The organism is Pseudomonas sp. LBUM1640 (assembly GCF_059716225.1).
The window spans coordinates 5,235,288-5,259,278 of sequence record NZ_CP166816.1 but is presented as its reverse complement, the minus strand read 5'-3'; the positions used below and the strand labels follow the sequence as shown (position 1 = coordinate 5,259,278).

The following is a 23,991-nucleotide window of genomic DNA, read 5'->3' as shown; positions in this document are numbered from 1 at the left end:
CGCCTGCCGCAGATCAACCTGTGGGAGCGGGCTTGCTCGCGAATGCGGTGTGTCAGTCAACATTTTAGTGGCTGACACACCGCATTCGCGAGCAAGCCCGCTCCCACATTTTTGTTCGGGGTACACCCTTACAGTTTTTTCTATCACTGCCGCCCGCGCTCGACTATTCTCGCAACTGTCCCCGTACACTTCTAAACTGTGCCGGTATGTTTCACACAAAAATAAAATACCCGTGAAATCGAGTGCTGCGTCATGACCAATCTGTTGCTCTACCAACGTATCGCCCAGCAACTGGCTGAAGACATCCGTCGTGGTGTCTATCAACCCGGTGAGCGTGTGCCCTCGGTGCGCAAGATGAGCTCCCAGCTCAACGTCAGCCACGCCACGGTGTTGCAGGCCTACGCCAACCTGGAAGACCAGGGGCTGATCAGGGCGCGGCCGCAGTCGGGCTATTACGTGCACCAGACGCCGGCACTTACCGCACCGACGCCGGACATCGCACGGGTTGAGCGCCCGGGGTTGGTCACCCGCAGCAGCATCATCCAGCAAGTATTGGTCGAGTCACGCCGCGAAGGCGTGTTCCCGCTGGGCGCCGCCGTGCCGAGTGTGGATTACCTCCCAGTACGTGCGCTGCACCAGCAATTGGCCAAGGTCACGCGCTTCCAGAGCCCACGGGCATTCAGTTACATGTTCAGCCCCGGTTTTGAGCCGCTGCGCCGCCAAGTGGCGATTCGCATGCGCGACGCCGGTGTGGTGGTGGATCCCTCCGAAGTGGTGATCACCCACGGCTGTGTCGATGCGTTGCAGATGTCGTTGCGCGTGCTGACCCGCCCAGGTGACCTGATCGCCGCCGAATCACCGACCTATTACGGCTTGCTGCAACTGGCCGACTTGCTGGGCCTCAAAGTCATCGAGATCCCCAGCGACCCGTCCACCGGCATGAGCCTTGAGGCCCTGCAACTGGCGGCCAACCAATGGTCGATCAAGGCCTTGGTGCTGACCACGCGCCTGAGCAATCCCCTGGGCGCCACCATGCCCGAGGAGCGCCAGAAACAGTTACTGCGCCTGGCCTCGGACTTCGATATCCAGATCGTCGAGGACGATATCTACGGCGAACTGATGTTCGAGCTGGGCCGCACCAAGGCCCTGAAAGCCTACGACCGCCTGGACCGAGTGATCTACTGCTCGAGCTTTTCCAAGACCCTGTCCCCCGGCGTGCGCATCGGTTGGATGATCGCCGGCAAGTACCAGCAGGAAATCCAGCGGCTGCAGATGTTCAGCACCCACTCGGCCTGCAGCGTCACCCAGATGGGGGTTGCCGCGTACCTGGAAAACGGTGGCTACGACCGCCACTTGCGCTACATCCGCCAGGAATATCGCAAGAACCTCAGCGCCTTCCAATTGGCGGTGCAGCAGTATTTCCCGGAGGGCACACAGATGACGCGCCCCACCGGCGGCTTCATCTTGTGGGTCAGTTTGCCTGGGCGGGTCAATACCCAGGAACTGCACGTGCGCGCACTGCAGCAGGGCATCAGCATTGCACCGGGGGTGATCTTCAGTAATACGGAACAGTTCAACCACTGTATTCGCCTCAATTGCGGTACGCCGTGGAACCGCGAGGCAGAGCGGGCGCTGATGACCTTGGGCATGCTGGCCAGCCAGTTGTGTCAGGAGACTGCCGCGGGCCTTTTGTAGCGCTGGTTGTGGCGTGTAAAGGGGACAGAACCGATAGCTGGCTATTCACCAGACTTGTCAGGCCGCGCACAAAAAGCGAGCATATGGCCCTCTGCCGTAAATGCTGTTGGCGATATGACCTCTATTTTTCGCGCTGCTGTGGTGATTGGCCTGTTAAGCCTGTGCAATGTCGGCATGCTGCTGGCGGCAACCCCCGTGGCTGAAAACAAGCCCGCTGCCAGTGCTGCGCAGAAGCCTGCCGCGAAGAAGCCGGCCCCCGCTAAAAAAGCCGCGGCTACCAAGAAGAAAGCCGCCACCGTTAAAAAGCGCGCACCGATCGCGAGCAAATCCAAATCCGCCCGTGAAGTGGCCCAGACCAAACTGCCACCGGCACAGTTGGACCTGTCCCTGCCATCTGACATGGTCAGGCACTTGCAGCCCATCGGCACCATGCCAAAGCCTAAGAGTGTGCCGCTGCTCCCGCCGATGTTTGATGAAAAGCCTTCCGACAACAGCGCGTTCCAGATCAACGGGCGCTTGCTCAGCAACGAAATGAAGCTGCAATTGCGCAACGAAGAGCGCCGCGATGTGGAAGGCGCCGCGCTGGATTTCGAATTCAAGCAATAAACCTTCCCCCCAAAGGTGACGCAGGCCCTCGACCATCTGTCGCAGACTGGTCAGTCACTTTTGTTTTGTGCGAAAAACCCCTGTTAGACCATTTTAAAACGGCTGTTTAAGGGCGTACTCTAGCCCGGCCATCCACATTGAGTCGTCGAGGACCTGCTGGTCATGAAATGCCGTGAAGGCTGTGGCGCATGCTGCATTGCCCCCTCCATCAGTTCACCGTTGCCGGGAATGCCCCATGGCAAACCTGCCGGCGTTCGCTGCCTGCACCTGTCGGTCGAACAGCTATGCCAGCTGTTTGGCCAACCGGAACGCCCAGCGGTGTGCAGTGATTTCAAGGCAGATTTGGATGTCTGTGGCACCGACCAAGCCGATGCAATCCGGTTGATCGGCTGGTGGGAGCAGATGACGGCGGCTTGATGGGCTTTACTATCGGAACTTAAACAATAAGGAATACGACAATGGGTTCGCTGAAACGAATGGCTGTGTTGTGCGGTTTTACGGTGTTGTTTGCTGCCACTGCCCAGGCTGAGGATTGGCAAGTTGCCAAGGACGAAGACGGTATCAAGGTGTCCTTGAGCGAAATTGCCGGCTCCAAATACAAGGCGTATCGCGGTGTGACCGTGATCAAGGCGCCGGTCGCCAAGATCCAGGCCCTGCAGGAAGATGTGGCCGGTGCCTGCTCCTGGATCCATGAATGCAAATCGCAAAAACTGCTCAAGACTGAAGGTGACAAGAGCTGGACCTACACCCAGTTCAAAGCACCGTTCCCTGTGACCGATCGCGACTCGATCCTTGAGATCACCACCTCCAAGGCGGCTGACGGCACCGTGACCCGTAAACTGCTGGAAGTGCCGACCTATCAGCCGCAAGTAAAAGGCTACGTGCGCGTGGCCCAGGTAGATGGCTATTGGAAACTGGTGCCAAAAGGCGACAACCAGACCGAAGTGACCTACCAGGTGCACACCGAGCCAGGCGGCAGCGTGCCGTCGTGGTTGGCCAACAAGTTCGTGGTGGACGCGCCGTTCAACACCTTGAAAGCCTTGAAAGAACACGCTGAAAAATAAGCGCAGTTGATCCGGTGCCTCCGGACGTGAGTGGAACGTTTGCCGAGCCCTCAAGGTCCAGATAGTTGTAAGCCCACACACGGGTTTTATCGAGGAGGCACCGATGCAAAAGTGGCAGATTACCTTCGTTGATGATCACGGCGTACAGTCCGTTGAGCAGTTCACCTGCGACCAAAAGCCGAGCCTCGAAGATGCGGCGCACATGATTCGTAACAAGCTGGTGCCGGTGGCTGCCGAACTCGACCTCAATGACCTTGAGGGGCGTAAACCCGAGCCTACGGTCAAGATCCTCAAAGACCAGAACAGCATTCAAATCCTCGACATCTCGCCCGCCGCCTGAACATTCCCTGTATGCCATCCAAACCCCTCTGGTGGAGGTGATAGCTTCGCGCTACTCTGCAGGGGAGATCAGCGAATGAATCGCTAAGGTCTGGTCTTGTCAGCTACATGCTTGTTTTCCCGCGGTGTCGTAACTGCCGTAGCACCCGCGTCAGCAGGGCGCGGTCTTCGGGAAGCACGGAAAGTCTATCCATCAGTTTGAGGAGGACGTTTCATGAGCACAGCCTATCAAGAAGACATCAGCACCAACGTACTGCGCCGCATGAAAGAGGGCGGCTTTGACTTCTCACGTTTCCACCCCATTGAGTTCTACGCCATATTCCCGGATGAGGAACGGGCGCGCAGGGCTGCGGGTCGATTTCGTGGGGAATCCCTGAATGCCCAGGTCAGCGCGCGCGATGACGGCGCCTGGTATCTGGAGTTGAGCAAAATCATGTTCGCAACGTACGATGGCATAGGAGACTTCGAGCAAGACTTTGAAGCGGTGGTCGAGCCTTTGGGTGGCATCATCGAGGGATGGGGCGTCAAACAGGAGGTGCGTGGGTTACCCATGTAACTCACAGCATGTAGCAGCATGAGAAACGCAGCGTATCGGCTGACCTTTGGGTCGGCCGATTTTGTTTGTGTTGTACGAAAGTTGGCGGAACTTGCAGTGCATTTTCTCGCACCAAAAAAAAGCCACCCAAAGAGGGTGGCCTAAAGGGAAGAGCGGTTCGCTGAAGCTGTAGGACGCATCCTGTTCAGCCGATGAGCGTGATTATCCGCAGGCGCGGCCGGGCAGTGAAATCAACTCTGACTATGCTGTTGATAGTCAAAGCCCGCATTGCGATGAAGCGCGGGACACGACAGCGGGCATTCTGCGCACCAGGACGGTGCGTGCAGATCCGGGTGGTAATTCAACTCACTGATTTTTAAGTGTTTATGCCGATGGCACGGGCCTTGCGATGCTTCAAGCGCCCGGGTGACAAGGAGTACGGCATGACCCGCACTTATTACGATGAAATGTACGACGGGGCAGGGCAGGTCCGCCCCCATTACCGCGAGTTCGCCCGCTGGTTAGCTGAAACCCCAGCCGAACTGCTGGCGCAGCGTCGGCGTGAGGCCGATTTGCTGTTCCACCGCGCCGGGATCACCTTCACCCTTTACGGGGACGAACAGGGCACCGAGCGCCTGATCCCCTTTGACACCATCCCGCGCAGCATTCCTGCGAGCGAATGGCAGATCGTCGAGCGCGGCTGCATCCAACGGGTCAAGGCGCTGAACATGTTTCTCGCCGACCTGTATCACGAGCAGCGCATCATCAAGGCCGGGATCATCCCTGCCGAACAGGTGCTGGCCAACGAGCAATACCAGCTGGCCATGCAGGGCCTGGACTTGCACCGCGACCTGTATTCCCACATCTCCGGGGTCGACCTCGTACGCGATGGTGACGGCACTTACTACGTGCTGGAAGACAACCTGCGTACACCAAGCGGCGTCAGCTACATGCTCGAAGACCGCAAGATGATGATGCGCCTGTTCCCCGAACTGTTTGCCGCCCAGCGCATTGCGCCCATCGATCACTACCCCAACCTGCTGCTCGACACCTTGAAAAGCTCAAGCCCGCTGGATAACCCCAGCGTGGTGGTGCTGACACCGGGGCGCTTCAACAGCGCGTTCTTCGAACATGCCTTCCTGGCCCGAGAAATGGGTGTGGAACTGGTGGAAGGCGCCGACCTGTTTGTACGCGATGACCGCGTGTTCATGCGCACCACTGACGGCCCCAAGGCCGTGGACGTGATCTACCGTCGCCTTGACGACGCGTTCCTCGACCCGCTGGCCTTTAACCCGGACTCCATGCTCGGCGTGCCCGGCCTGCTCGCGGCGTATCGCTCAGGCAATGTGGTGCTGGCCAATGCGATCGGCACCGGGGTGGCGGATGACAAGTCGGTGTACCCGTTCGTCACCGAGATGATCCGTTTTTACCTGGATGAAGAGCCAATCCTGAAGAACGTTCCTACGTTTCAATGCCGCAAGCCCGATGAACTTTCCCACGTGTTGGCCAACCTTGCGGACTTGGTCGTCAAGGAAACCCAGGGCTCCGGCGGCTACGGCATGCTGGTGGGACCTGCGTCCAGCAAAGCTGAAATCGAAGCCTTCCGTGCGCGCATCAAGGCCAAGCCCCACGCCTACATCGCGCAGCCAACCCTGTGTTTATCCACGTGCCCGACCTTTGTCGAAAACGGTATTGCGCCGCGCCATATCGACCTGCGCCCGTTTGTGTTGTCCGGCAAGGAAACCCGCGTGGTCCCTGGTGGCTTGACCCGCGTGGCCCTGCGTGAAGGCTCGCTGGTGGTCAACTCGTCCCAGGGCGGCGGCACCAAAGACACTTGGGTGGTCGAGGACTGATGCCATGTTGAGTAGAACTGCCTCGGATTTGTACTGGATGTCGCGCTACCTGGAACGCGCGGAAAACCTCGCGCGCATGCTCGATGTCAGTTATTCGCTGTCACTGATGCCGCAGGATGGGCGCGGTGATGGCCTGCATGAATTGGCCATGCCGCTGCTGATCACCGGCACCTTGGAGGATTACCACGAACGCCACGGCGATTTGCATGCCGAGCGCCTGCTGCACTTTTTTGCGCTGGACGCGGCCAACCCAGCCAGCATCTACAGTTGCCTCGGTGCCGCGCGCGCCAGTGCCCATGCGGTGCGTGGGCGAATCACCGCCGACATGTGGGAAAACATCAACGCCACTTGGCTGGATATTCGCGATATTGCCCAGCAAGGGCTGAGCCGCTATGGCATGAGCCGGTTCTGTGAATGGGTCAAGGAGCGTTCGCACCTGTTTCGCGGCGCCACTTACGGCACCATCATGCGTAACGACGCTTTCCGTTTTATTCGCCTGGGCACGTTTATCGAGCGCGCCGACAACACCCTGCGCCTGCTCGACGCGCGCTATGAAATGGCGGGCGACCAAGCCGCCGCCGTCAGCGACGGCACGGCTCACGCCTACTATCAGTGGAGCGCCTTGCTGCGTGCGCTGTCGTCGTTCGAGGCCTACACCGAGATCTACCGCGACGCGCCCGGCGCCCGCCAAGTGGCGCAGTTGCTGCTGTTGCGCGCCGACGTGCCGCGCTCGCTGCGTGCCTGCAGCGAAGAGATCGACCAGATCCTTGCCAGCCTGCCTGGCCTCAACGGTCGCCCGGCCCAGCGTCTGGCCGCCGAGATGGACGCGCGCCTGCGCTTTACCGCCATCGATGAAATCCTCGAGGAAGGCCTGCACGCCTGGCTGACCGACTTTATCCCCTTGGTACGCCAGTTGGGCGACGCCATCTACAGTTCCTACTTGGAGGCGGCATGAGACTCTCCATCAGCCACGAAACCACCTACCACTACGAAGACCAGGTGCGCGCGAGCATCCAATACCTGCGTCTCACACCCCACGACAGCGAACGCCAGCGCGTACTCAGTTGGCAGCTGGATTTGCCGCGTCTGGTGCGTGCGCAGGTCGACCCGTTCGGTAACATCCTGCATGTGCTCACCCTGGATGAGCCCCACGATGCCATCATCATCGGCGCGCGTGGCCAGGTGGACATCGACGAGTTGCGCGAGGCCGAACACGAGAGCCGGTCGGCCTTCCCGTTCCTGCGCAGCACGCGCCTGACCGAGCCCGACGAGGCATTGCGTCTGTTTGCCGAACAGCACTGCCACCAACGCCGCGACCGCAGCGCATTGATCGACCTGATGCACGCGCTCAACCAATCGATGGTCTACACACCCGGCGCCACCGAAGTCGACACCTGCGCCGCCCAGGCCTTTGCCGGGCGTGTGGGTGTGTGCCAGGACCACACCCATGCGTTCCTGGCCTGCGCCCGTAGCCTGGGGATTCCTGCACGGTATGTGTCGGGGTATTTGTACACTGAGGACAACACACACCTGGCCAGCCACGCCTGGGCCGAAGCCTGGCTGGATGACGCCTGGTACAGCTTTGACGTGACCAACCAACTGGCGCGGCCCGAGCGGCATTTGAAATTGGCGGTAGGCCTGGACTACCTGGATGCCTGCCCGGTACGCGGCATGCGCCGAGGCGGCGGGCATGAGCAGATGCATGCCAAGGTGTTCGTGGCGCCGACGCCGGTTATTTCGGTGCAGCAGCAATAATCTTCAGCGTGGAGCCGATCAAATGTGGGCGCTGGCTTGCCTGCGAAAGCGGCGGGTCAGCTGTAAATGGGTTAACTGACCGACCGCCATCGCAGGCAAGCCAGCTCCCACAGTGAACGGTGGTGTTTTCAGAGTCTTTGCCAGGCTCAAGGCTGCTGTTTACGCCCCGCCATATGCTTCAAATACCCCACCAGCAAATCCAGCTCGCCTTCCGGCAACACGCTGGCAGCGAACGCCGGCATCTTCGCCTGTGGCCAATGCCGCATGCTCTGCGGGTCACGGATATAGCGCTTGAGGAAATCCCCGCTGAAATACTCGGTGGGGTTGTAGGGAATATTCAGATCCGGCCCCACCTGTGCGTCGCCGGCGCCATTGAGGCGGTGGCAGGCCAGGCAGTTTTTCTGGAACAGCGCAAAGCCCTGGTTGACGGGGTCATTCGCGGCCAATTTCGGGTCAGGCAACAATGCCGGGAAACGTTCGGCGACTGTCTGCAGTTGCTTGATTGCGGACACCTGGAACGGCCACTGTTCGGGGCTGATATTGCCGGCCTGCGGGTCGGTCCACACCAGATAAAACGGCCCGGCACTCGGCTTGCCCTGCGCCAGTGCGGGCCACGGATGAGCGGGGTCCTCCACTGCCAGCCATGCGCGGGCACCGTGTTTTGCCAGCAATGGCGCAGCCGTCAGCTCGGCGGCGAACCCATCCAGGGCCACGGCTTGCAGGTGGTTTTCAGGCTTCAGCCCTGGCAGCAGAGAGGCCAGCGGCACCGCGCGATACGTCATGTTGCGCTTGTAGGAAACGTCATCAACGATCTGTACGGTCTGCGCATCCGGGTGGTTGAGCAGGTCGGCGGTCTGCCAGGTCTTGCTGGCGTGATCCAACTCGACAGTCAATTGCGCAGCCGAAGCGGGCAGGGCTAATAGCAAGACGAGGAAGGCGAGGATAGGTTTCAAGAGTGAGCCCGGTTGCAGGTGGCGATGACGCTCACGATACCGGAAATTCGCACGCAAAAAGACAGCCCCTGCAACAGGACCGCTATACGCAATGTCCCGGCAGGTGCTGCCAAAAGCTGCAGTCCTGGTGCAATGTGTGCACCGAATGTGAGGATCGAGTCGTCACCCAATAATCTTGGTTAAATTGGGCAAGATCAGAATCAGTGTGGTGGCGAACAGAATAAGTCCCGCCTGACGTACCTTCGAATGTTTGAACATGGCTGACTGCCTTTTGTTGTTATTCCTGAGCGTCAAATGCGTGCCGGTAATTATCAGTATCGCAACGTGACGTGTCGCTTTTCTTACAGCTGCTCCAGCAAAACCCGGCAGCAACTTCTTACTGAGTGAACCTTAGAGCCCTCGTTCTTCGTGGCTTAGATCCATTTCATATCAACTAATCAGCATTTCGACTTAAAAAGGCATGAGGCATATCGCCATCTTGGCGCCAATGCCTTGGCTAGACAGCTAAAACGATTAACCCGACGTTTCCCATAGCACCCTACCGTTCGTCCGAGCGTGAGGGTCAAAAGCAATGAGCGCATCCGTCATTGAAACCGTGTCAATCGGGCCTAAGGTAGGGGCACACACGCACAGCGTTCGAGGATGTCATGACTCAAGCTTTGATCTTTGATGCGATACGCACGCCCCGGGGCAAAGGCAAGCCCGACGGCGCCCTGCACAGCGTCAAACCGGTAAACCTGGTGGCCGGCTTGCTCACCGCATTGGCCCAGCGCAGCGACCTGGATACACGCCTGGTGGATGACATCGTCCTGGGCTGCGTGACCCCGGTGGGCGATCAGGGCGCCGACATCGCCAAGACCGCCGCACTGGTGGCGGACTGGGACGTTTGCGTCGCTGGCGTACAGATCAACCGTTTTTGCGCCTCGGGCCTGGAAGCGGTGAACCTGGGCGCGATGAAAGTGCGTTCCGGCTTTGAAGACCTGGTGGTGGTCGGCGGCGTCGAATCCATGTCGCGTGTGCCGATGGGCAGCGACGGCGGCGCCTGGGTGCTCGACCCGCAAACCAATATGCACAGCCACTTCACGCCCCAGGGCATCGGCGCGGATCTGATCGCCACCCTGGAAGGCTTCACCCGCCAAGACGTCGACACCTTCGCCCTACATTCACAGCAGAAAGCGGCCAGGGCCCGCGCAGACGGTTCCTTCAGCAAGTCGCTGATCGCGGTGCAGGACCAGAACGGTATTGTGCTGCTGGACCACGACGAATTTATCCGTAGCGACTCCACCCTCGAAGGCCTCGGTAAGCTCAAGCCAAGCTTCGAGATGATGGGGCAGATGGGCTTCGACGCCACGGCGTTGCGGGTCTATAGCCATGTAGAGCGCATCAATCACGTGCACACACCGGGCAACAGCTCCGGCATCGTCGACGGCGCGGCGCTGATGTTGATCGGCTCCGAGGCCCGTGGCCGCGAACTGGGCCTGCAACCGCGAGCGCGCATTGTCGCCACGGCGGTGACCAGCACCGACCCGACCATCATGCTCACCGGCCCGGCACCGGCTACGCGTAAAGCCCTGGCCAAGGCCGGTTTGCGTGTGGAAGACATCGACCTGTTTGAAGTCAACGAAGCGTTTGCGTCTGTCGTCCTCAAATTCATCAAGGACATGGGTATCGATGCCGCGCGGGTCAACGTCAACGGCGGCTCCATCGCCATGGGCCACCCGCTGGGTGCCACGGGCTGCGCGATTCTCGGCAGCCTGCTCGACGAGCTGGAAGTGCGCCAGCAACGCTATGGCCTGGCCACCTTGTGTGTCGGCGGTGGCATGGGCATCGCCACCATTATCGAACGCCTCTGAGCCCAAGGAACCTGACATGACCGACGCCATTCGTTACGAAAAAGGCCACGACCAGATCGTGGTGCTGACCCTCGACATGCCCGGCCAGAGCGCCAACACCATGAACGGCGTATACCGCGAGGCCATGGCGGCCACCGTCGTGCGCCTGGAAGCGGAAAAGGACGACATTGCCGGTGTGGTTATCACCTCGGCGAAGAAGACCTTTTTCGCTGGCGGCGACCTCAATGAATTGATCAACGTCGACAAAGCCCACGCCAAGGATTTCTACGACGGCGTGTTGGTGTTGAAGGCGCAGTTGCGTCGCCTGGAAACCCTCGGCAAACCGGTGGTGGCTGCGATCAATGGCGCGGCACTCGGCGGCGGCTGGGAGATTTGCCTGGCCTGCCACTACCGCGTTGCCCTGGACGACAAATCGACCCAGCTCGGCTTGCCGGAAGTCACCTTGGGCCTGTTGCCGGGCGGCGGTGGGGTGGTGCGCATGGTGCGTATGTTGGGGTTGGAAAAGGCTTTGCCGTATTTGCTGGAAGGCAAAAAAGTCCGGCCGCAACAGGCGCTGCAAGCCGGTTTAATCAATGAGCTGGCTTCGAGCCGTGATGAGCTGCTGGCCAAGTCTCGCGCCTGGATTCTCGCCAACCCTGAGGCCAGGCAGCCTTGGGATAACAAGGGTTATCAGCTCCCCGGCGGCACGCCATCGAACCCGAAAGTGGCACAGATGCTGGCGATTGCGCCGTCGATTTTGCGCAGCAAAACCCATGGCTGCTTCCCGGCTCCAGAGAAAATCCTCTGCGCCGCCGTGGAAGGTGCCCAAGTGGATTTCGACACCGCGCACCTGATCGAAACCCGCTACTTCACTGAACTCGTCACCGGGCAGGTGGCGAAAAACATGATCGGCACGTTCTGGTTTCAGCTCAATGAAATCAACGCCGGCAGCTCGCGGCCACAAGGCTATGCGCCTTACGTCACGCGCAAGGTCGGTGTGCTTGGCGCTGGGATGATGGGCGCGGGTATTGCGTACGTCAGTGCGTGTGCGGGCATCGAGGTGGTGCTCAAGGACGTCAACCTGGCGGCGGCAGAGAAGGGCAAGGCGCACTCGGCTGCGCTGCTGGACAAGAAGGTCAGCCGTGGGCAATTGACCGCCGAACAGCGTGAAACCACCCTGGCGCGGATTCATCCTACGGCCTCTGATGGCGACCTGGCGGGCTGCGACCTGATCATTGAGGCGGTTTATGAAGACCGTGAACTCAAGGCCAAGGTCTCGGCCGCCGCCCAACGCGTGGTCGGCGCCGACGCCGTAATCGCCTCCAACACCTCGACCTTGCCCATCAGCGGCCTGGCCAACGCCGTGCCCGATCAAGGCAAGTTCATCGGCCTGCATTTCTTCAGCCCGGTCGACAAGATGCCGCTGGTGGAAATCATCAAGGGCGCCCACACCCGCGACGAAACCCTGGCTCGGGGTTTTGATTTCGTACTGCAAATCAACAAAACCCCGATCGTGGTCAACGACAGCCGCGGCTTCTTTACCTCGCGGGTGTTCGGCACGTTCACCAACGAAGGCATCGCCATGCTCGGCGAAGGCGTGGCCGCGCCGATGATCGAAACCGAAGCGCGCAAGGCGGGGATGCCCGTGGGGCCGCTGGCGGTATCCGATGAAGTGTCACTGAGCTTGATGAGCCATATCCGACAGCAAACGGCGAAAGACCTGCAAGCCGAAGGCAAGGCACTGCCGACGCATCCGGCGACGCAGGTGATCGACCTGTTGGTGAATGAATACAAACGCACGGGCAAGGCGGCGGGCGGCGGTTTTTACGACTACCCCGCAGGCGGGCAAAAACACCTGTGGCCCGAGTTGAAAGGGCGGTTTGAACAGCCCGACAAACAGATTTCGCCACAGGATGTGCGCGACCGTTTGCTGTTTATCCAGGCCATCGAAACCGTGCGTTGCGTGGAGGAGGGCGTATTGATGTCCACGGCTGATGCCAACGTCGGTTCGATTTTCGGCATCGGCTTTGCCGCATGGAGTGGCGGCGCGCTGCAATTTATCAACCAGTACGGCCTGAACGACTTTATTGCGCGGGCGCGTTACCTGGCTGAGCAGTATGGGGAGCGGTTCTCGCCGCCGGCGTTGTTGCTTGAGAAAGCGGCGCAAGGGGCGACCTTTCGGTGATCAAAATGTGGGAGCGGGCTTGCTCGCGAATGCGGTGTACCCGTCGACATATTTTTTAGCTGACCCACCGCCTTCGCGGGCAAGCCCGCTCCTACAGGGGGCTTGCTTTGCAGGTACATTTCAAGGCAGGCTCTGGGGTGTGCATTATTCCCATCACCGTGTCAGGTATTTTTTATGTCGCTACGCGTCTGTATCCTGGAAACCGATATCCTGCGTCCAGGTTTGATCGATCAGTACCAAGGGTACGGGCAGATGTTCAAGCGCCTGTTCTCCAAGCAACCGATTGCCGCCGAATTTGTCGTCTACAACGTAGTGCAGGGCGAATACCCGTCGGAAGATGAAGTGTTTGACGCCTACCTGGTCACCGGCAGCAAGGCCGATTCCTTCGGCACCGACCCGTGGATCCAGACCCTCAAGACCTACCTGCTTGAGCGTTATACGCGCGGCGACAAGCTGATCGGCATCTGCTTCGGCCACCAACTGCTGGCACTGCTGCTGGGCGGCAAGACTGAACGCGCCGGCCAAGGCTGGGGCATGGGCATCCACGACTACAAACTCGACGCGAAGGCGCCGTGGATGAGCCCGGAAGTGGAAGAACTGACGCTTTTGATCAGCCACCAGGACCAGGTGACCACCTTGCCGGAAAACGCCAAGGTCATCGCGTCCAGCGCGTTTTGCCCGTTCGCTGCGTACCACATCGGCGACCAGGTGCTGTGCTTCCAGGGCCACCCGGAGTTCATCCACGATTATTCCCGCGAGCTGCTGGAGATTCTTCAGACGACTCTAGGCGAAAAGGTCTACACCAACGGCGTTGCCAGCCTTGAGCGCGACCACCACGGCGTCACCGTGGCGGAATGGATGATGCGCTTTGTCGCACACAAGCCAGAGGCTGCGGCTTAAAGCCAACCCGAACGCTTGAAGCTGGCCCACAAACTGCTGCAGCCCACCGCGATAAACCCGAGCACCGCAAAATAGCCGTAGTGCCATTGCAGCTCGGGCATGTTCTGGAAATTCATCCCATAAATCCCCGCCACCGCGGTGGGGAACGCCAGGATCGCCGCCCACGCGGCGAACTTGCGCTGCACCACGCTCTGGCGCGACGCCTCGAGCAACACACCAATCTCAATGGTCTGGCTGGCGATATCGCGCAGGGTGGTGAGGTCTTCCATCTGCCGCGTCACGTGGATCTGCACATCACGGAAATACGGGCGCATGTTCTTGTCGATAAACGGGAAGTTCAGCTTCTGCAATTCCTGGCTGATCTCCACCATCGGCGCCACATAGCGTTTAAGCCGCAGCACGTCGCGGCGCAGGCCGTGGATCTTCTGAATGTCGCGTTCACTCAGCGAACTGCACAGCACATTGCGTTCCAGCTCATCGATCTCGGCATGGATGGCTTCGCTCACCGGCTGGTAGTTCTCGGTGACGAAATCCAGCAGCGCATAAAGTACGAAATCTTCCCCGTGCTCCAACAACAGTGGCCGCGCCTCACAGCGTTGGCGAACAAAGCCGTAGGACGCCGAGTGGCCGTTGCGGGCGGTGATGATGTAGCCGTTACCGGCAAAAATATGGGTTTCGATAAACTCCAGCTTGCCGTTCTCGCGCACCGGTGAGTAGGTGACGATAAACAGCGCATCGCCGAAGGTTTCAAGCTTGGGGCGGCTGTGTTTTTCCAGGGCGTCTTCGATGGCCAGTTCATGCAGGTTGAACTGGCGTTGCAGGTTGGCCAACTCGTGGGCGTTGGGCTCTTCCAGGCCGATCCACACAAAGTGATCGGGTTTGGCGGCCCAGGCCGCGCCTTCGTCGAGGGTGATATCAGTGACTTTCTTTCCGGCGCTGTAAACGGCAGCCGCAACAACTCTACCCATGGTGCTGATCGCTTCTTATTGGGAGGACAGGTGTTGGGCAGCTTAGCCTGAATGGCGTTCCCTTGTTGCAGTTGTAAAGCGGGCTTTTTGTGGCGAGCAAGCTTGCTTGCGCTGGGGCGCGAAGCGCCCCCCAACAATCACAAAGGCGCAGGCGCCCAAACGGTTTGCAGCTCACGGTCCATCTCAGCAATACACTCATCCATCTGCTTCTGGCACGCCTGCATCAAGGCCGGAATGTCATCCGCAGTCAGCCCCACGGTAGGAATCGGCGGCAACGAACGTATGAGTACGTCACCGCTGTTCCACCGATTAAGCTGCATATGCGTGACGTAATTGCTCACGCACACCTGCACGATCGGCACACCGGCTGCAATCGCCATATGAAACGCGCCTTTCTTGAACGGCAACAGCCCTTTGCCCAAGTTGCGCGTGCCCTCCGGGAACACCCAGATCGAGGTGTTTTCGTGCTGCAAGGTATGCGTGGTGGTGAGCATCGCGCGGCGTGCCTTGTGCGCATTACCGCGGTCGATCAGCACATTGCCCGCCAGCCAGAACAACTGGCCGAACAGCGGCACCCATTTCAGGCTTTTCTTGGCAATACACACCGTGCGATGCGGCACCACAGTGCCCAGCACAAACAGATCGTAGTTGGACTGGTGGTTGGCAATGATCACGCAGGTGCCAGGCTTGTTGCGCAGCGAGTCGACATCCGCTTTCACGTTTAAACGCAAAATCCACATCGCAGGCAAACCATAGAGGCGAGCACACAGCCGGCTGTTGTCCGGATTGAAAGGCCGGCAAATGCCCAATAGCACGCCAAGCACACCGGCGACCATAAAGTGCAGGCCCATCAACAACATACGTAACAGAAAAAGCATCGACACAGCCCATCGGGACAAAAGGTGGCGCAGTGTACGGATGTGCACTGTATTCGGCAATTGCCCCTACAGACGTAGGAGATAGGCGATGTTTAAGCACATGTTTCAACGCGTTCCGGTAGGGCCCGACTAGAGCGGTTTAGGGTGTTTCGGATTTATGTGTAAGAAAAAGCCCGACTCAAGGTCGGGCTCTGGCACATCAGCTGTGAGGCATCAGCTCAGGTTATGGCCCTGATCCTGGATGATTGCATCATCCAAGGCTTCCAGCAGTGCCTTACGCACCTTCAACTTGGTGTGCTTGTGGGCGTTCATGTTGATCTTCTTCAACTGACGCGCCGCTTCCAGGGCCGCCGCGTGCAACTCTTCGGGGGCGACTACCTTATCCAGGAAGCCCGCTTGCAACGCGCCCTGTGGGTCAAACATCTCGGCATTGATCACCGAACGATGGAACGCCGACTTGCGCAGACGATCCCTCGCCAACTCGATACCCGCGTGGTGCATGGTCATGCCGATCGCCACTTCATTCAGGCCAATGCTGAACGGGCCTTCCACGCCAATCCGATAATCGGCCGACAACAGCAGGAACGCACCCTTGGCCACCGCATGCCCAGGGCACGCCACAATCACCGGGAACGGGTGCGACAACAGGCGACGCGCCAACGTCGAGCCTGCCGTCACCAGGCCGATGGCCTCTTTAGGGCCGGCGGTCATCACCTTCAAATCATAACCACCCGACAGAATCCCCGGCGTCCCGGTGATGATCACCACTGCGCGATCCTTCTCGGCCTGATCCAGCGCCGCATTAAACTCACTGACCACCGCCGGAGAAATGGCATTCACCTTGCCGTTGCTCAAGGTCAGGGTCGCGATACCGTCTTCGAGGTGGTAGGCAATCAACTCACTCATGACGCGGTTCCTTGTAGGACTTGTTATAGATAGGCTGTTTATAGCAGCGCATGCGCAGACGTTACCCACCACACCCGCCCCGGTAAAGCGCCGTGACTGACTACCCAGTCAGGCTTTTGCCGCATCCCCAAGGGTAGACGGCCCGGAGCAGGGCGCAGCAGCCATCCCAGACGATGCCGCCGATGCCCGAGAATGGCAGATTCACCACCCCTCGCCGGGCAGGTAACGGCATAACCGTCTAAGCGCATGAAAATTCTGAAAAAAACCTTTGCCATCAGAAAGGCTTTCGACTACATTAGCGCGCCTCGACAGACTGAACTGGTTTGACGAGATACGGTGAAGTGTCCGAGTGGCTTAAGGAGCACGCCTGGAAAGTGTGTATACAAGAAATTGTATCGAGAGTTCGAATCTCTCCTTCACCGCCACATTAAGTAAACACAAACCCCTGGTTTTCCTAGAGAAAGCCCGGGGGTTTGTGGTTTCTGGCGTCTGGAAAATGGCCCATGTGACCCTCATGGGACCGCTCCTCTATTTTGGTGCACAAAGTTGGGCTAGTCTGGCTGATAACTCAGCCCTCTAATAGGGGTCGTTAACGCTCAGACGTACCTTAGTGAAAGGCTGCAACTCTAGAGAAGTTTCCTCAAGCCTCCATTGATATCGGGTAATCGCATCGGAGATTGTGGGCGTCAGCGTGCCTTGGAATAAAGACGGCGCGTCATGGTGCGCCGGCTCTGGTCTCCTCGCCCCGGCTGCGCCCATCACAGTGGGTTTGTAACGTTGAACTTGCGTAGATTCATAGCGTGCATGTTGGCCGTATTAAGCCCATATTGACTCAGTATCCTGATCGCTGGGGGTGCGCTAAACCTGGCTGTTGATGAATCTAGAAAATTCACAGTAAGGTTCGGCGCACCAACACTATGAAGAGGTCCATGAAAACCATAACGCTTGTGTCTGGTCGATTAACCCCTAAAGCTCTTTCTGTGGGCCTGATAGCTTTTATTTTTCTGGTCTGTGTCATGTTGGTTTCCGCAATTGCCTGGCAGTTGAAGCAATCGGCGGACGAACGATTGACGAATGCCAAAATTGCTGTCCATAACATTGTTCGGGCTTCCGGTCAGCAGGCTCAAGATACCTTGCGTCAGGCTGAAAACATTCTCAGCAACCTTGCGGAGCGCGTTGAAAATGACGAGGTTAGCGAGGAGCAGAGAGTTCGCTTATCCAAAGTAATGGCTAACAACGTTGAGGCAACCGACGGCATTCAAGGGTTGTTCATTTACGACAAGAATGGCGACTGGGTAGTCAATTCTTTCTCTCCGCAGACGGTCGCAAAGAACAATAGCGATCGCTCTTATTTTATCTACCATAAAAACCACTCTGACTTGGCCATCCATGTAGGCCAGGTCATTTTGAGCCGCACCACCGGCGACATGATCATCCCTGTCAGCCGCCGCACTCAATACCCGGATGGCAGCTTCAGTGGCGTGGTTTTGGCGACGTTGCCTGTTGCCTACTTTCAACGTTTCTTTGAGCGTTTGGACGTAGACAAACAAGGCGTCATACTGCTCGCACTGAATAACGGCGATTTGTTGGCCCGCCGACCAATGATTGACGCGCTCATGACGACTAACATTGCAAAGGGAGAGTTGTTTAGTCGATATTTAATAAACAGCGACGACGGAACAGCAACCCTGACGTCCGTGGTGGACGGGGTGGAACGCGTCTATGCCTACAGCCGCATACAGGGCCTTCCGATTGTCGCAGCAGCAGGGTTGTCATTAGAGTCAGTATTTGCAACATGGTGGACATACGTCTACCAGGCATCGATTATGGTGGGGCTTATAATTCTTGTGCTGACCAGTCTGGGCTTTCTCTTTTACCGACAAATTCAACGGTTGTTGGCGGCAGAAGAAAAACTGCGTCTGGCGCATTGTGATTTAGAATATATTGCTAAAACAGACAGCCTTACGGGCTTGCCTAACCGTAGGTGTTTCGACGCTACGCTGGCACAAGAGTGGTCGAGGGCATGCCGCACTGGAAATAGCATAGCGCTCATACTCATCGATATAGATTGGTTCAAACAGTACAACGACCATTATGGCCATGTCCTCGGTGACGAATGCTTAAGGCAAATCGCACAGTTGATAGGTAAACATATAAATCGCCCAGCCGACTTGGCTGCCCGGTATGGCGGCGAAGAGTTTGTAATTCTGCTGCCCGAGACAGAACTGGCAGGTGCAGTAAAGATCGCTGAGGAAGTACGGTTAGCAATTGAGGCAGCAAAAATTGAACACAGGGGCAGTACAGGAAGTATTGTCACCATCAGCGCAGGTGTCACTGCCAATCACCAGCGTGGCGTTATGGCAGCGATTGACTTGTTGGAAAAGGCCGACAGTCTTTTGTATCGCGCAAAAAGACTGGGGCGCAACCGTGTCGAGCATCAGTCGCTGGAAGTCCTCGAAACCTGAACCTTCAAGGCTACAGATACTAAAGAACGGGGGCAGATTTATTTAACCTCTGAAGAACCTGTCACGCGCAATTTATCGACTTCTCGAAATCACACTAATCATGTATTGATTTAAATCGCGCAGATCATTAATCGTCCACGCGTGCGGCGGTACCTTCACACCATTCTCTCGCAACGTTCTTGGAATCAAGTCTCCATTGGGGCGAAGTATTACCGACGAGACAATAACGCCTGGATAATCGTTAAGTCGTTTCTTGAAATTAGATGTTGTCAGGTCAGGTGTAGGAGGGTTGCTCTTATTCGCTAATGGTCCTGTCCCCTTGAGATCTGCGCCATGGCACATGGCACATCTCTGTAAAAAGAGGTTTTTCCCATTTGCGCTCTCCGCGAAGGACAGTGATGTTTGAATGAGCGATAACATTCCCAGCGTAGCGATGAACACTATTTTCATTTTTATAGAGTCTTGTTGTATGCGTCAGGTCTGAATTGAGGGCAAGCTCCGCAGGTGTTCGGAGGCTATGCGCTGTCTAGTGTATAGACGAGCTGTTGAGTTCTAAAGCGGGTGATGCGACATCAGCGGCGAGACAAACAAAACCCTTGGTTTCGGGAAAAACCAAGGGTTTATAATTTCTACGTTTTGAGAAAAGTGCTGTTCAAGGGTGGCAGCTGTACGCAGGTTGGCGAACCGGGACAATCGGAAAAACCGGCAGACCCGAAGGTCTCCCGCGCACAGCTACCGTTGAGCAGTTTATTGCGCGCCCCCGTCAGCCTCAATGCCGATGCCGATGATGCACATCCGGAAAATGCGCATGGCTGTGCTTCATCACACTATGAACATGCCCATGACTATGCGGCTGCGCCGGGTCCCACTCAAACCCATGCTCATGCTGATGGTGCTCATCATGCACGTGCCGATGCCCGTGTTCTGTCGCTTCATGCAGGTGCTCATGCGCATGCCGTTCCGTCAGGTGCAGCCACACGCCCACGGCCATCAACGCCGATGCAATCCAGAACGCCACCGTCACTGACTCCCCGAACGCCAGTAACGCCACCGCCGCCCCAAGGAACGGCGCCGTCGAGAAGTACGCCCCCGTGCGCGCACTGCCCAGGCCGCGCAGCGCCAGCACAAACATGACCAGGCTGATGCCATACCCCAGAAACCCCACCAGCAAAATCGGCACCAGCTGCGTCACACCCGGAACCTGCGCACCGAGGTACAGCGCCAGGCTGCAGTTCACCACGCCGGCAATCAACCCTTTGGCGCCGGCGATAAACAGCGCGTCCGACGCCGACACTTTGCGCGTCAGGTTGTTATCAATCCCCCAGCACAAACACGCGACTGCCACGGCCACCGGGCCTCGCCAATCGTGGCTTGCGCCACCGCCGTCGGACCAGGACAACACCACGCCGCCCAGCACTATCGCGAGCATCCCGAGGACGATACGGCGGTCGGCGTTTTCTTTGAATACCAGCCAGGCGATGAGGGCGGTCAGCACCGATTCAAGGTTGAGCATCAGGGAGGCGGTGGCGCCGGCGGTGCGGGTCAGGCCGAACATCAAGGCAACCGGCCCGAGGATGCCGCCGAACGCGATGGCGCCGATCAGCCAGGGCCATTCAGACGGGATGAGCCCGGTGGGTTTCCAGCCGCGATCACGCATAAGGCGCACGCAGGCTAAGCCGATGCCGCTGCCGAGGTAGAGCAGGCCGGCGAGCAGTACGGGCGAGAGGCCCAGGCCGAGGTTTTTGGCGAGCGGAGTGCTGGCGCCGAACAGGGCGGCGGCGGCGAGTGCGTAAACAATGCTGAGGTTCATGGGCCATCCTCGATAGGTGGGCCCATGATACGACGTTAGGGGTGTTGTTTAGGCCTGCACGTACACCCAAGCGCTCAGGCCCGACGTCAACGCCACGGACACGCGCTTGTAGTCCGACACTTCATAGGCGTCCGCCGCCGCCAGTTCCTGTTCGTTGATCTGAAAGACCATGCCTTCAACGCTGGCAGCCTTTTCCTCGGTCGGTGCGACGATAGGGTGGTGGGTCTTGCCGCTGGTGGCCAGCACTTCAGGGTCGGTGATTTCGACCCAGCTTTGCGAATAGCCGAGCATCGCGTCGTGCTGGCCGACGAGTTCCCGGCCGAAGTTGGCGAGTTGCACGGCTTTGTCTTGCAAGGTGCCGTAGGAAAACAACAGCACTGGGAATTGGGTGGAGCGTTCCATGGGTATTCCTTGAGATGGGCTGTGCTGGACGTTAGGTGTTTTACTATATAGCGATGTGATGGCAGAGCCCAACTCTGAAAACTTCGAAGCGCACCTGTGGGAGCTGGCTTGCCTGCGATAGCGGTGGCATAGCGGGCATTAATGCTGCCTGACCCTCCGCCATCGCAGGCAAGCCAGCTCCCACATTTTTGGCCGCGCTCGGTCAGTTAGAGGTGCAGCCAGGCCAGGCTGCCTAGGACTACGGCGACAGCTCCGGCGGTGTAGGACATACGTTTGAGCCACTCCTTGCGCGTGAGCAACGTAATCGCCGCCAACGAAATCGCGATCTGAATCGCGGTCATCGCCTGCGCCCAGCGGTGATGCTGGTGCAGGGCTTCTTCAGACTTCTGATCCCATTCCTTTGAAGTCGCCTCAAGCTTCTCGGCCTGCTTGCGCACCTCTTCCTTCTGGCCCTTGTAACGCTCGATCTCATCCTTGTAATGCGCAGCGTCCACGCCGGGAATGTGCGTGGCCAGTTCCGCCAGGTTTTGGCGGCTGGATTTGGCCTGGTAGTAGTTCCACTGGTTGGCGGCTTCGGTCTTGATGATGGCGGCGTTGTTCTTGTCCATCGCCGCTTCGCTTTCGGTAGAGCCGGCCTGGTAGCTGAGCATGGCGCCGAGGGTGGCCATCAGCGCAGTCATCACCGCGATGCGGCTGGCGAAATTGTCGCCGCGCCCGTGCGCATGTTCGGTAGTGTGTTCGATGTGTTTTTCGTGGGGGCTGGGGACTTCGAAGGCTTCGGACATGGGGGCGCCTATGAAGGGGCTGAGGGAGTCTGATTCTTCACCAACGAAGCTGTCTCAAGCCTGTACGTAACGCTGCAAACCTGCGACTAACGCATCAAAGGTCACCCGGCAGCGCGGGCTGTTTGCTGGAGATGCGCTACCTGTGGCAAACCCCGCTGCGCATGGATAACCAGCGCTTGGTGGATGCCCTGGGCCGCGAGCCCCACACGCCGTTGGATCAGGCGGTGGAAGCCACCTTGGACGACTTGGGCTGCCTGCCTACGAGCGCCTGATCAAGCGCACATACACCGCGATGTTGATCAGCAATACCAGCGCCCCGAGCGCCAGTTGAATGTTCGGGGTCAGCCCCGCCGGGTAGATCAGCGTGAGGATGTAATGCTCGATAAACCCACCGCCATAACCGTCCTGCCCGGCGAGGTGGCGCAGCAGGTTTTCCCATTGGGTCAGCGGGCAGGGCAGGTGGAACACTTCCACGGCCACACCCCAGGCTGCAGCGGGCAGGTGCAGCCACATGACCGGCCGCCATTTGAGCGCCAGCAGCCCGCCGAACAGCACGAACAGGATGAAACACAGGTGAAACAGCACCAGGCTGTCGGCGGCGACGCGATAGAGCATGTGTGGGTTCGCTTTTAAGGTTGGCCGGCTTCAGGCGCCGAGGTGTTCCAGCTGATTTTAACGTGTGGCTGAGGTAAATGAGGGCGCGGATTTTCCTGAGTAACGCTATAGCTCCAGTTGAGTGGCATTAATGCCAAACGCCTTGGCTATCTTTTCCCGCGTTGCCCGACGAGGTTTGTTCACCGCTTCTTGTTGGGCGAAAGCGGATTGTGAAATTCCCAGGCGTTTGGCGACCTCTACCTGGGTCAGGTTCAGGTGCTCGCGCCAGGCGCGGATGGGGCTGACCCCATCGATAATCAGGCTGACGACTTGATACGGAATAAGGTGGTTTCGGCCTTGCTGTGCGAGGTATTGCCCGTAAGGGATAACCACAAACGCAGGCTTGCCTTCCAGGTCATTGATGACTTGTATGTGGGGGGACGCACTGATCATGTTTTTCCTGCTTAAGCCTTATTTAAGGCTTATTTTTTGATAAGGCTTTAACAAGTTTTTAGGGCCTTTTTTGCAAATACACTAAGCAGGGTTCCTTCCAACGTTAGCCTGTCTCCCGAGGCCAGCTGATCGAAGCTGTTGCTGCATGTAAACCTGACTTCGTAAACGTCTTCAGCGCGCGGCTGCTTGGCGTAGTTGATCAGTGTGGTTATCAATACCGAGCCGCAAAGGTTGCTTGCAGGCAACCTGGGCCGTTATTGTGCTGAATCCTTTTAGTCCTTCCCCCAAGGTTCTGTTGTGATGAATGCACCGCGTACTGCAGTCGGTCCAATCAAGGCCGTGATTTTCGATATGGACGGTTTGTTGCTGGACACTGAAGGCATCTACACCGAAGTCACGCAGATCATCGCCGAACGTTATGGCCGTACCTATGACTGGGGCATCAAGCAGCACATCATCGGTCGGGGTGCTCAGGACCTGGCCGACTATGTGGTCAAGGCGCTGGATTTGCCGATCACCGCGGCACAGTTTCTCGAAATCCGCGAGCCGTTGATGAGCGAGCGTTTCCCCAAGGCCTTGGGCATGCCCGGCGCCGAAGCGCTGGTGCGGCACTTGAAAGCGCATAACATTCCGATTGCGGTAGGCACCAGTTCGTCGCGCAATTCGTTTGGCCACAAGACCACGTTGCACCGCGAATGGTTTGGCCTGTTCGGCACCATCGTCACCGCTGACGACCCGGAAGTCGGCGCTGCCAAACCGGCGCCGGACATCTTCCTGACCGCCGCACGCCGCTTGGGCGTTGCGCCAGAAGACTGCCTGGTGTTCGAAGATTCGCCGTTCGGTGTGACCGCCGCAAAAGCCGCCAACATGACCGCCATCGCCGTACCGGATGAGGCCATGGCCGACAGCAAGTACCACCACGCCGACCAGATCATCCGCAAACTCGCGGACTTCGACCTGGCCGCCTACGGCTTGCCACCTTTTCCCTGAATGAACAGGATCAAAAAATGTGG

General features: G+C 58.4%; 25 protein-coding genes and 1 tRNA gene. 16 read left to right on the top strand and 10 right to left on the bottom strand.

All coding sequences use genetic code 11. The features are described 5' to 3' along the window. The first annotated feature begins 252 nt into the window (after nt 1-252). From ACA065_RS23135 to ACA065_RS23095, 9 genes are all read left to right on the top strand, one after another. Nucleotides 253-1,695: an aminotransferase-like domain-containing protein gene (locus ACA065_RS23135; protein WP_159959031.1), complete on the top strand. Its 1,443-nt coding sequence runs from the start codon at nt 253-255 to the stop codon at nt 1,693-1,695. A 114-nt stretch (nt 1,696-1,809) separates the two neighbouring features. Then, nucleotides 1,810-2,301, top strand: coding sequence for a translation initiation factor 2 (locus ACA065_RS23130; RefSeq protein WP_497691671.1), 492 nt, complete (start codon nt 1,810-1,812; stop codon nt 2,299-2,301). Between the two features lie 162 nt (nt 2,302-2,463). Then, nucleotides 2,464-2,718, top strand: a complete 255-nt coding sequence (locus tag ACA065_RS23125; protein WP_497691670.1) for a YkgJ family cysteine cluster protein — start codon at nt 2,464-2,466, stop codon at nt 2,716-2,718. 41 nt (nt 2,719-2,759) lie between these two features. Further along, nucleotides 2,760-3,365 (top strand): START domain-containing protein, encoded by a 606-nt coding sequence (locus ACA065_RS23120; protein ID WP_497691669.1) that lies wholly within the window; start codon nt 2,760-2,762, stop codon nt 3,363-3,365. Nucleotides 3,366-3,468: 103 nt separating this feature from the next. Further along, a complete protein-coding gene (locus ACA065_RS23115) occupies nt 3,469-3,705 on the top strand; it encodes a hypothetical protein (protein ID WP_015885396.1) in 237 nt (78 codons plus the stop codon). 213 nt (nt 3,706-3,918) lie between these two features. Next, nucleotides 3,919-4,260, top strand: a complete 342-nt coding sequence (locus ACA065_RS23110; protein ID WP_003193463.1) for a ribonuclease E inhibitor RraB — start codon at nt 3,919-3,921, stop codon at nt 4,258-4,260. 422 nt (nt 4,261-4,682) lie between these two features. Continuing rightward, on the top strand, nt 4,683-6,092 hold the full coding sequence (locus tag ACA065_RS23105; protein WP_497691668.1) for a circularly permuted type 2 ATP-grasp protein: 1,410 nt from the start codon (nt 4,683-4,685) through the stop codon (nt 6,090-6,092). A gap of 4 nt (nt 6,093-6,096) precedes the next feature. Then, nucleotides 6,097-7,047: an alpha-E domain-containing protein gene (locus tag ACA065_RS23100; RefSeq protein WP_497691667.1), complete on the top strand. Its 951-nt coding sequence runs from the start codon at nt 6,097-6,099 to the stop codon at nt 7,045-7,047. Next, nucleotides 7,044-7,847, top strand: a complete 804-nt coding sequence (locus ACA065_RS23095) for a transglutaminase family protein (RefSeq protein WP_497691666.1) — start codon at nt 7,044-7,046, stop codon at nt 7,845-7,847. The genes ACA065_RS23100 and ACA065_RS23095 overlap by 4 nt, the downstream gene beginning before the upstream one ends. A gap of 146 nt (nt 7,848-7,993) precedes the next feature. On the opposite strand, the gene ACA065_RS23090 is transcribed toward ACA065_RS23095, so the two are convergent. Beyond that, complete coding sequence (locus ACA065_RS23090; protein ID WP_497695408.1) at nt 7,994-8,800, bottom strand: c-type cytochrome; 807 nt, start codon at nt 8,798-8,800, stop codon at nt 7,994-7,996. Between the two features lie 647 nt (nt 8,801-9,447). On the opposite strand from ACA065_RS23090, the gene ACA065_RS23085 reads away from it, so the two are divergent. The 3 genes from ACA065_RS23085 (at nt 9,448) to ACA065_RS23075 (ending at nt 13,717) form a co-directional block, all read left to right on the top strand. After that, nucleotides 9,448-10,653, top strand: a complete 1,206-nt coding sequence (locus ACA065_RS23085) for an acetyl-CoA C-acetyltransferase (RefSeq protein ID WP_497691665.1) — start codon at nt 9,448-9,450, stop codon at nt 10,651-10,653. Nucleotides 10,654-10,669: 16 nt separating this feature from the next. Next, the gene (locus ACA065_RS23080) at nt 10,670-12,817 is read left to right on the top strand and encodes a 3-hydroxyacyl-CoA dehydrogenase NAD-binding domain-containing protein (RefSeq protein WP_497691664.1); all 2,148 of its coding nucleotides are present in this window, start codon (nt 10,670-10,672) and stop codon (nt 12,815-12,817) included. Between the two features lie 174 nt (nt 12,818-12,991). Then, on the top strand, nt 12,992-13,717 hold the full coding sequence (locus tag ACA065_RS23075) for an amidotransferase (RefSeq protein WP_497691663.1): 726 nt from the start codon (nt 12,992-12,994) through the stop codon (nt 13,715-13,717). Here the strand turns inward: ACA065_RS23075 and ACA065_RS23070 are convergent. The 3 genes from ACA065_RS23070 to ACA065_RS23060 all read right to left on the bottom strand — a co-directional run bounded on the left by ACA065_RS23070 (nt 13,714) and on the right by ACA065_RS23060 (nt 16,469). Then, nucleotides 13,714-14,685: a magnesium and cobalt transport protein CorA gene (locus tag ACA065_RS23070; RefSeq protein WP_497691662.1), complete on the bottom strand. Its 972-nt coding sequence runs from the start codon at nt 14,683-14,685 to the stop codon at nt 13,714-13,716. The genes ACA065_RS23075 and ACA065_RS23070 overlap by 4 nt on opposite strands. A 137-nt stretch (nt 14,686-14,822) precedes the next feature. Beyond that, a complete protein-coding gene (locus ACA065_RS23065) occupies nt 14,823-15,563 on the bottom strand; it encodes a 1-acylglycerol-3-phosphate O-acyltransferase (RefSeq protein WP_497691661.1) in 741 nt (246 codons plus the stop codon). Between the two features lie 213 nt (nt 15,564-15,776). Continuing rightward, a complete protein-coding gene (locus ACA065_RS23060; RefSeq protein ID WP_497691660.1) occupies nt 15,777-16,469 on the bottom strand; it encodes a crotonase/enoyl-CoA hydratase family protein in 693 nt (230 codons plus the stop codon). 335 nt (nt 16,470-16,804) lie between these two features. Here ACA065_RS23060 and ACA065_RS23055 point away from each other — a divergent pair. Next, a tRNA-Ser gene (locus tag ACA065_RS23055) sits at nt 16,805-16,894 on the top strand. Between the two features lie 504 nt (nt 16,895-17,398). Continuing rightward, a complete protein-coding gene (locus tag ACA065_RS23050) occupies nt 17,399-18,934 on the top strand; it encodes a sensor domain-containing diguanylate cyclase (protein WP_497691659.1) in 1,536 nt (511 codons plus the stop codon). 72 nt (nt 18,935-19,006) lie between these two features. On the opposite strand, the gene ACA065_RS23045 is transcribed toward ACA065_RS23050, so the two are convergent. The 4 genes from ACA065_RS23045 to ACA065_RS23030 all read right to left on the bottom strand — a co-directional run bounded on the left by ACA065_RS23045 (nt 19,007) and on the right by ACA065_RS23030 (nt 21,931). Continuing rightward, nucleotides 19,007-19,384, bottom strand: coding sequence for a c-type cytochrome (locus tag ACA065_RS23045; protein ID WP_497691658.1), 378 nt, complete (start codon nt 19,382-19,384; stop codon nt 19,007-19,009). A 319-nt stretch (nt 19,385-19,703) separates the two neighbouring features. Beyond that, nucleotides 19,704-20,744 (bottom strand): DMT family transporter, encoded by a 1,041-nt coding sequence (locus ACA065_RS23040; protein ID WP_497691657.1) that lies wholly within the window; start codon nt 20,742-20,744, stop codon nt 19,704-19,706. Between the two features lie 48 nt (nt 20,745-20,792). After that, nucleotides 20,793-21,146, bottom strand: a complete 354-nt coding sequence (locus tag ACA065_RS23035) for a gamma-glutamylcyclotransferase family protein (protein WP_497691656.1) — start codon at nt 21,144-21,146, stop codon at nt 20,793-20,795. Between the two features lie 206 nt (nt 21,147-21,352). Then, nucleotides 21,353-21,931 carry a DUF4337 domain-containing protein gene (locus ACA065_RS23030; protein ID WP_497691655.1) on the bottom strand — a complete coding sequence of 193 codons (579 nt, stop codon included), beginning with the start codon at nt 21,929-21,931 and terminating at the stop codon, nt 21,353-21,355. Between the two features lie 122 nt (nt 21,932-22,053). Between ACA065_RS23030 and ACA065_RS23025 the strand changes: the two genes are divergently transcribed. Continuing rightward, nucleotides 22,054-22,203, top strand: a complete 150-nt coding sequence (locus tag ACA065_RS23025; protein WP_497695446.1) for a hypothetical protein — start codon at nt 22,054-22,056, stop codon at nt 22,201-22,203. On the opposite strand, the gene ACA065_RS23020 is transcribed toward ACA065_RS23025, so the two are convergent. Next, nucleotides 22,190-22,546: a DUF2784 domain-containing protein gene (locus ACA065_RS23020; protein ID WP_497691654.1), complete on the bottom strand. Its 357-nt coding sequence runs from the start codon at nt 22,544-22,546 to the stop codon at nt 22,190-22,192. The genes ACA065_RS23025 and ACA065_RS23020 overlap by 14 nt on opposite strands. A 105-nt stretch (nt 22,547-22,651) precedes the next feature. Further along, nucleotides 22,652-22,978, bottom strand: a complete 327-nt coding sequence (locus ACA065_RS23015) for a helix-turn-helix domain-containing protein (protein ID WP_497691653.1) — start codon at nt 22,976-22,978, stop codon at nt 22,652-22,654. A gap of 300 nt (nt 22,979-23,278) precedes the next feature. On the opposite strand from ACA065_RS23015, the gene ACA065_RS23010 reads away from it, so the two are divergent. Beyond that, a complete protein-coding gene (locus ACA065_RS23010) occupies nt 23,279-23,968 on the top strand; it encodes an HAD-IA family hydrolase (RefSeq protein ID WP_497691652.1) in 690 nt (229 codons plus the stop codon). The last annotated feature ends 23 nt before the right edge of the window (nt 23,969-23,991 follow it).

Coding starts and splice junctions, on each gene's coding strand:
- ACA065_RS23135 (WP_159959031.1), top strand. CDS start 253: ATGACCAATCTGTTGCTCTACCAACGTATCGCCCAGCAACTGGCTGAA.
- ACA065_RS23130 (WP_497691671.1), top strand. CDS start 1,810: ATGACCTCTATTTTTCGCGCTGCTGTGGTGATTGGCCTGTTAAGCCTG.
- ACA065_RS23125 (WP_497691670.1), top strand. CDS start 2,464: ATGAAATGCCGTGAAGGCTGTGGCGCATGCTGCATTGCCCCCTCCATC.
- ACA065_RS23120 (WP_497691669.1), top strand. CDS start 2,760: ATGGGTTCGCTGAAACGAATGGCTGTGTTGTGCGGTTTTACGGTGTTG.
- ACA065_RS23115 (WP_015885396.1), top strand. CDS start 3,469: ATGCAAAAGTGGCAGATTACCTTCGTTGATGATCACGGCGTACAGTCC.
- ACA065_RS23110 (WP_003193463.1), top strand. CDS start 3,919: ATGAGCACAGCCTATCAAGAAGACATCAGCACCAACGTACTGCGCCGC.
- ACA065_RS23105 (WP_497691668.1), top strand. CDS start 4,683: ATGACCCGCACTTATTACGATGAAATGTACGACGGGGCAGGGCAGGTC.
- ACA065_RS23100 (WP_497691667.1), top strand. CDS start 6,097: ATGTTGAGTAGAACTGCCTCGGATTTGTACTGGATGTCGCGCTACCTG.
- ACA065_RS23095 (WP_497691666.1), top strand. CDS start 7,044: ATGAGACTCTCCATCAGCCACGAAACCACCTACCACTACGAAGACCAG.
- ACA065_RS23085 (WP_497691665.1), top strand. CDS start 9,448: ATGACTCAAGCTTTGATCTTTGATGCGATACGCACGCCCCGGGGCAAA.
- ACA065_RS23080 (WP_497691664.1), top strand. CDS start 10,670: ATGACCGACGCCATTCGTTACGAAAAAGGCCACGACCAGATCGTGGTG.
- ACA065_RS23075 (WP_497691663.1), top strand. CDS start 12,992: ATGTCGCTACGCGTCTGTATCCTGGAAACCGATATCCTGCGTCCAGGT.
- ACA065_RS23070 (WP_497691662.1), bottom strand. CDS start 14,685: ATGGGTAGAGTTGTTGCGGCTGCCGTTTACAGCGCCGGAAAGAAAGTC.
- ACA065_RS23065 (WP_497691661.1), bottom strand. CDS start 15,563: ATGCTTTTTCTGTTACGTATGTTGTTGATGGGCCTGCACTTTATGGTC.
- ACA065_RS23060 (WP_497691660.1), bottom strand. CDS start 16,469: ATGAGTGAGTTGATTGCCTACCACCTCGAAGACGGTATCGCGACCCTG.
- ACA065_RS23050 (WP_497691659.1), top strand. CDS start 17,399: ATGAAAACCATAACGCTTGTGTCTGGTCGATTAACCCCTAAAGCTCTT.
- ACA065_RS23045 (WP_497691658.1), bottom strand. CDS start 19,384: ATGAAAATAGTGTTCATCGCTACGCTGGGAATGTTATCGCTCATTCAA.
- ACA065_RS23040 (WP_497691657.1), bottom strand. CDS start 20,744: ATGAACCTCAGCATTGTTTACGCACTCGCCGCCGCCGCCCTGTTCGGC.
- ACA065_RS23035 (WP_497691656.1), bottom strand. CDS start 21,146: ATGGAACGCTCCACCCAATTCCCAGTGCTGTTGTTTTCCTACGGCACC.
- ACA065_RS23030 (WP_497691655.1), bottom strand. CDS start 21,931: ATGTCCGAAGCCTTCGAAGTCCCCAGCCCCCACGAAAAACACATCGAA.
- ACA065_RS23020 (WP_497691654.1), bottom strand. CDS start 22,546: ATGCTCTATCGCGTCGCCGCCGACAGCCTGGTGCTGTTTCACCTGTGT.
- ACA065_RS23015 (WP_497691653.1), bottom strand. CDS start 22,978: ATGATCAGTGCGTCCCCCCACATACAAGTCATCAATGACCTGGAAGGC.
- ACA065_RS23010 (WP_497691652.1), top strand. CDS start 23,279: ATGAATGCACCGCGTACTGCAGTCGGTCCAATCAAGGCCGTGATTTTC.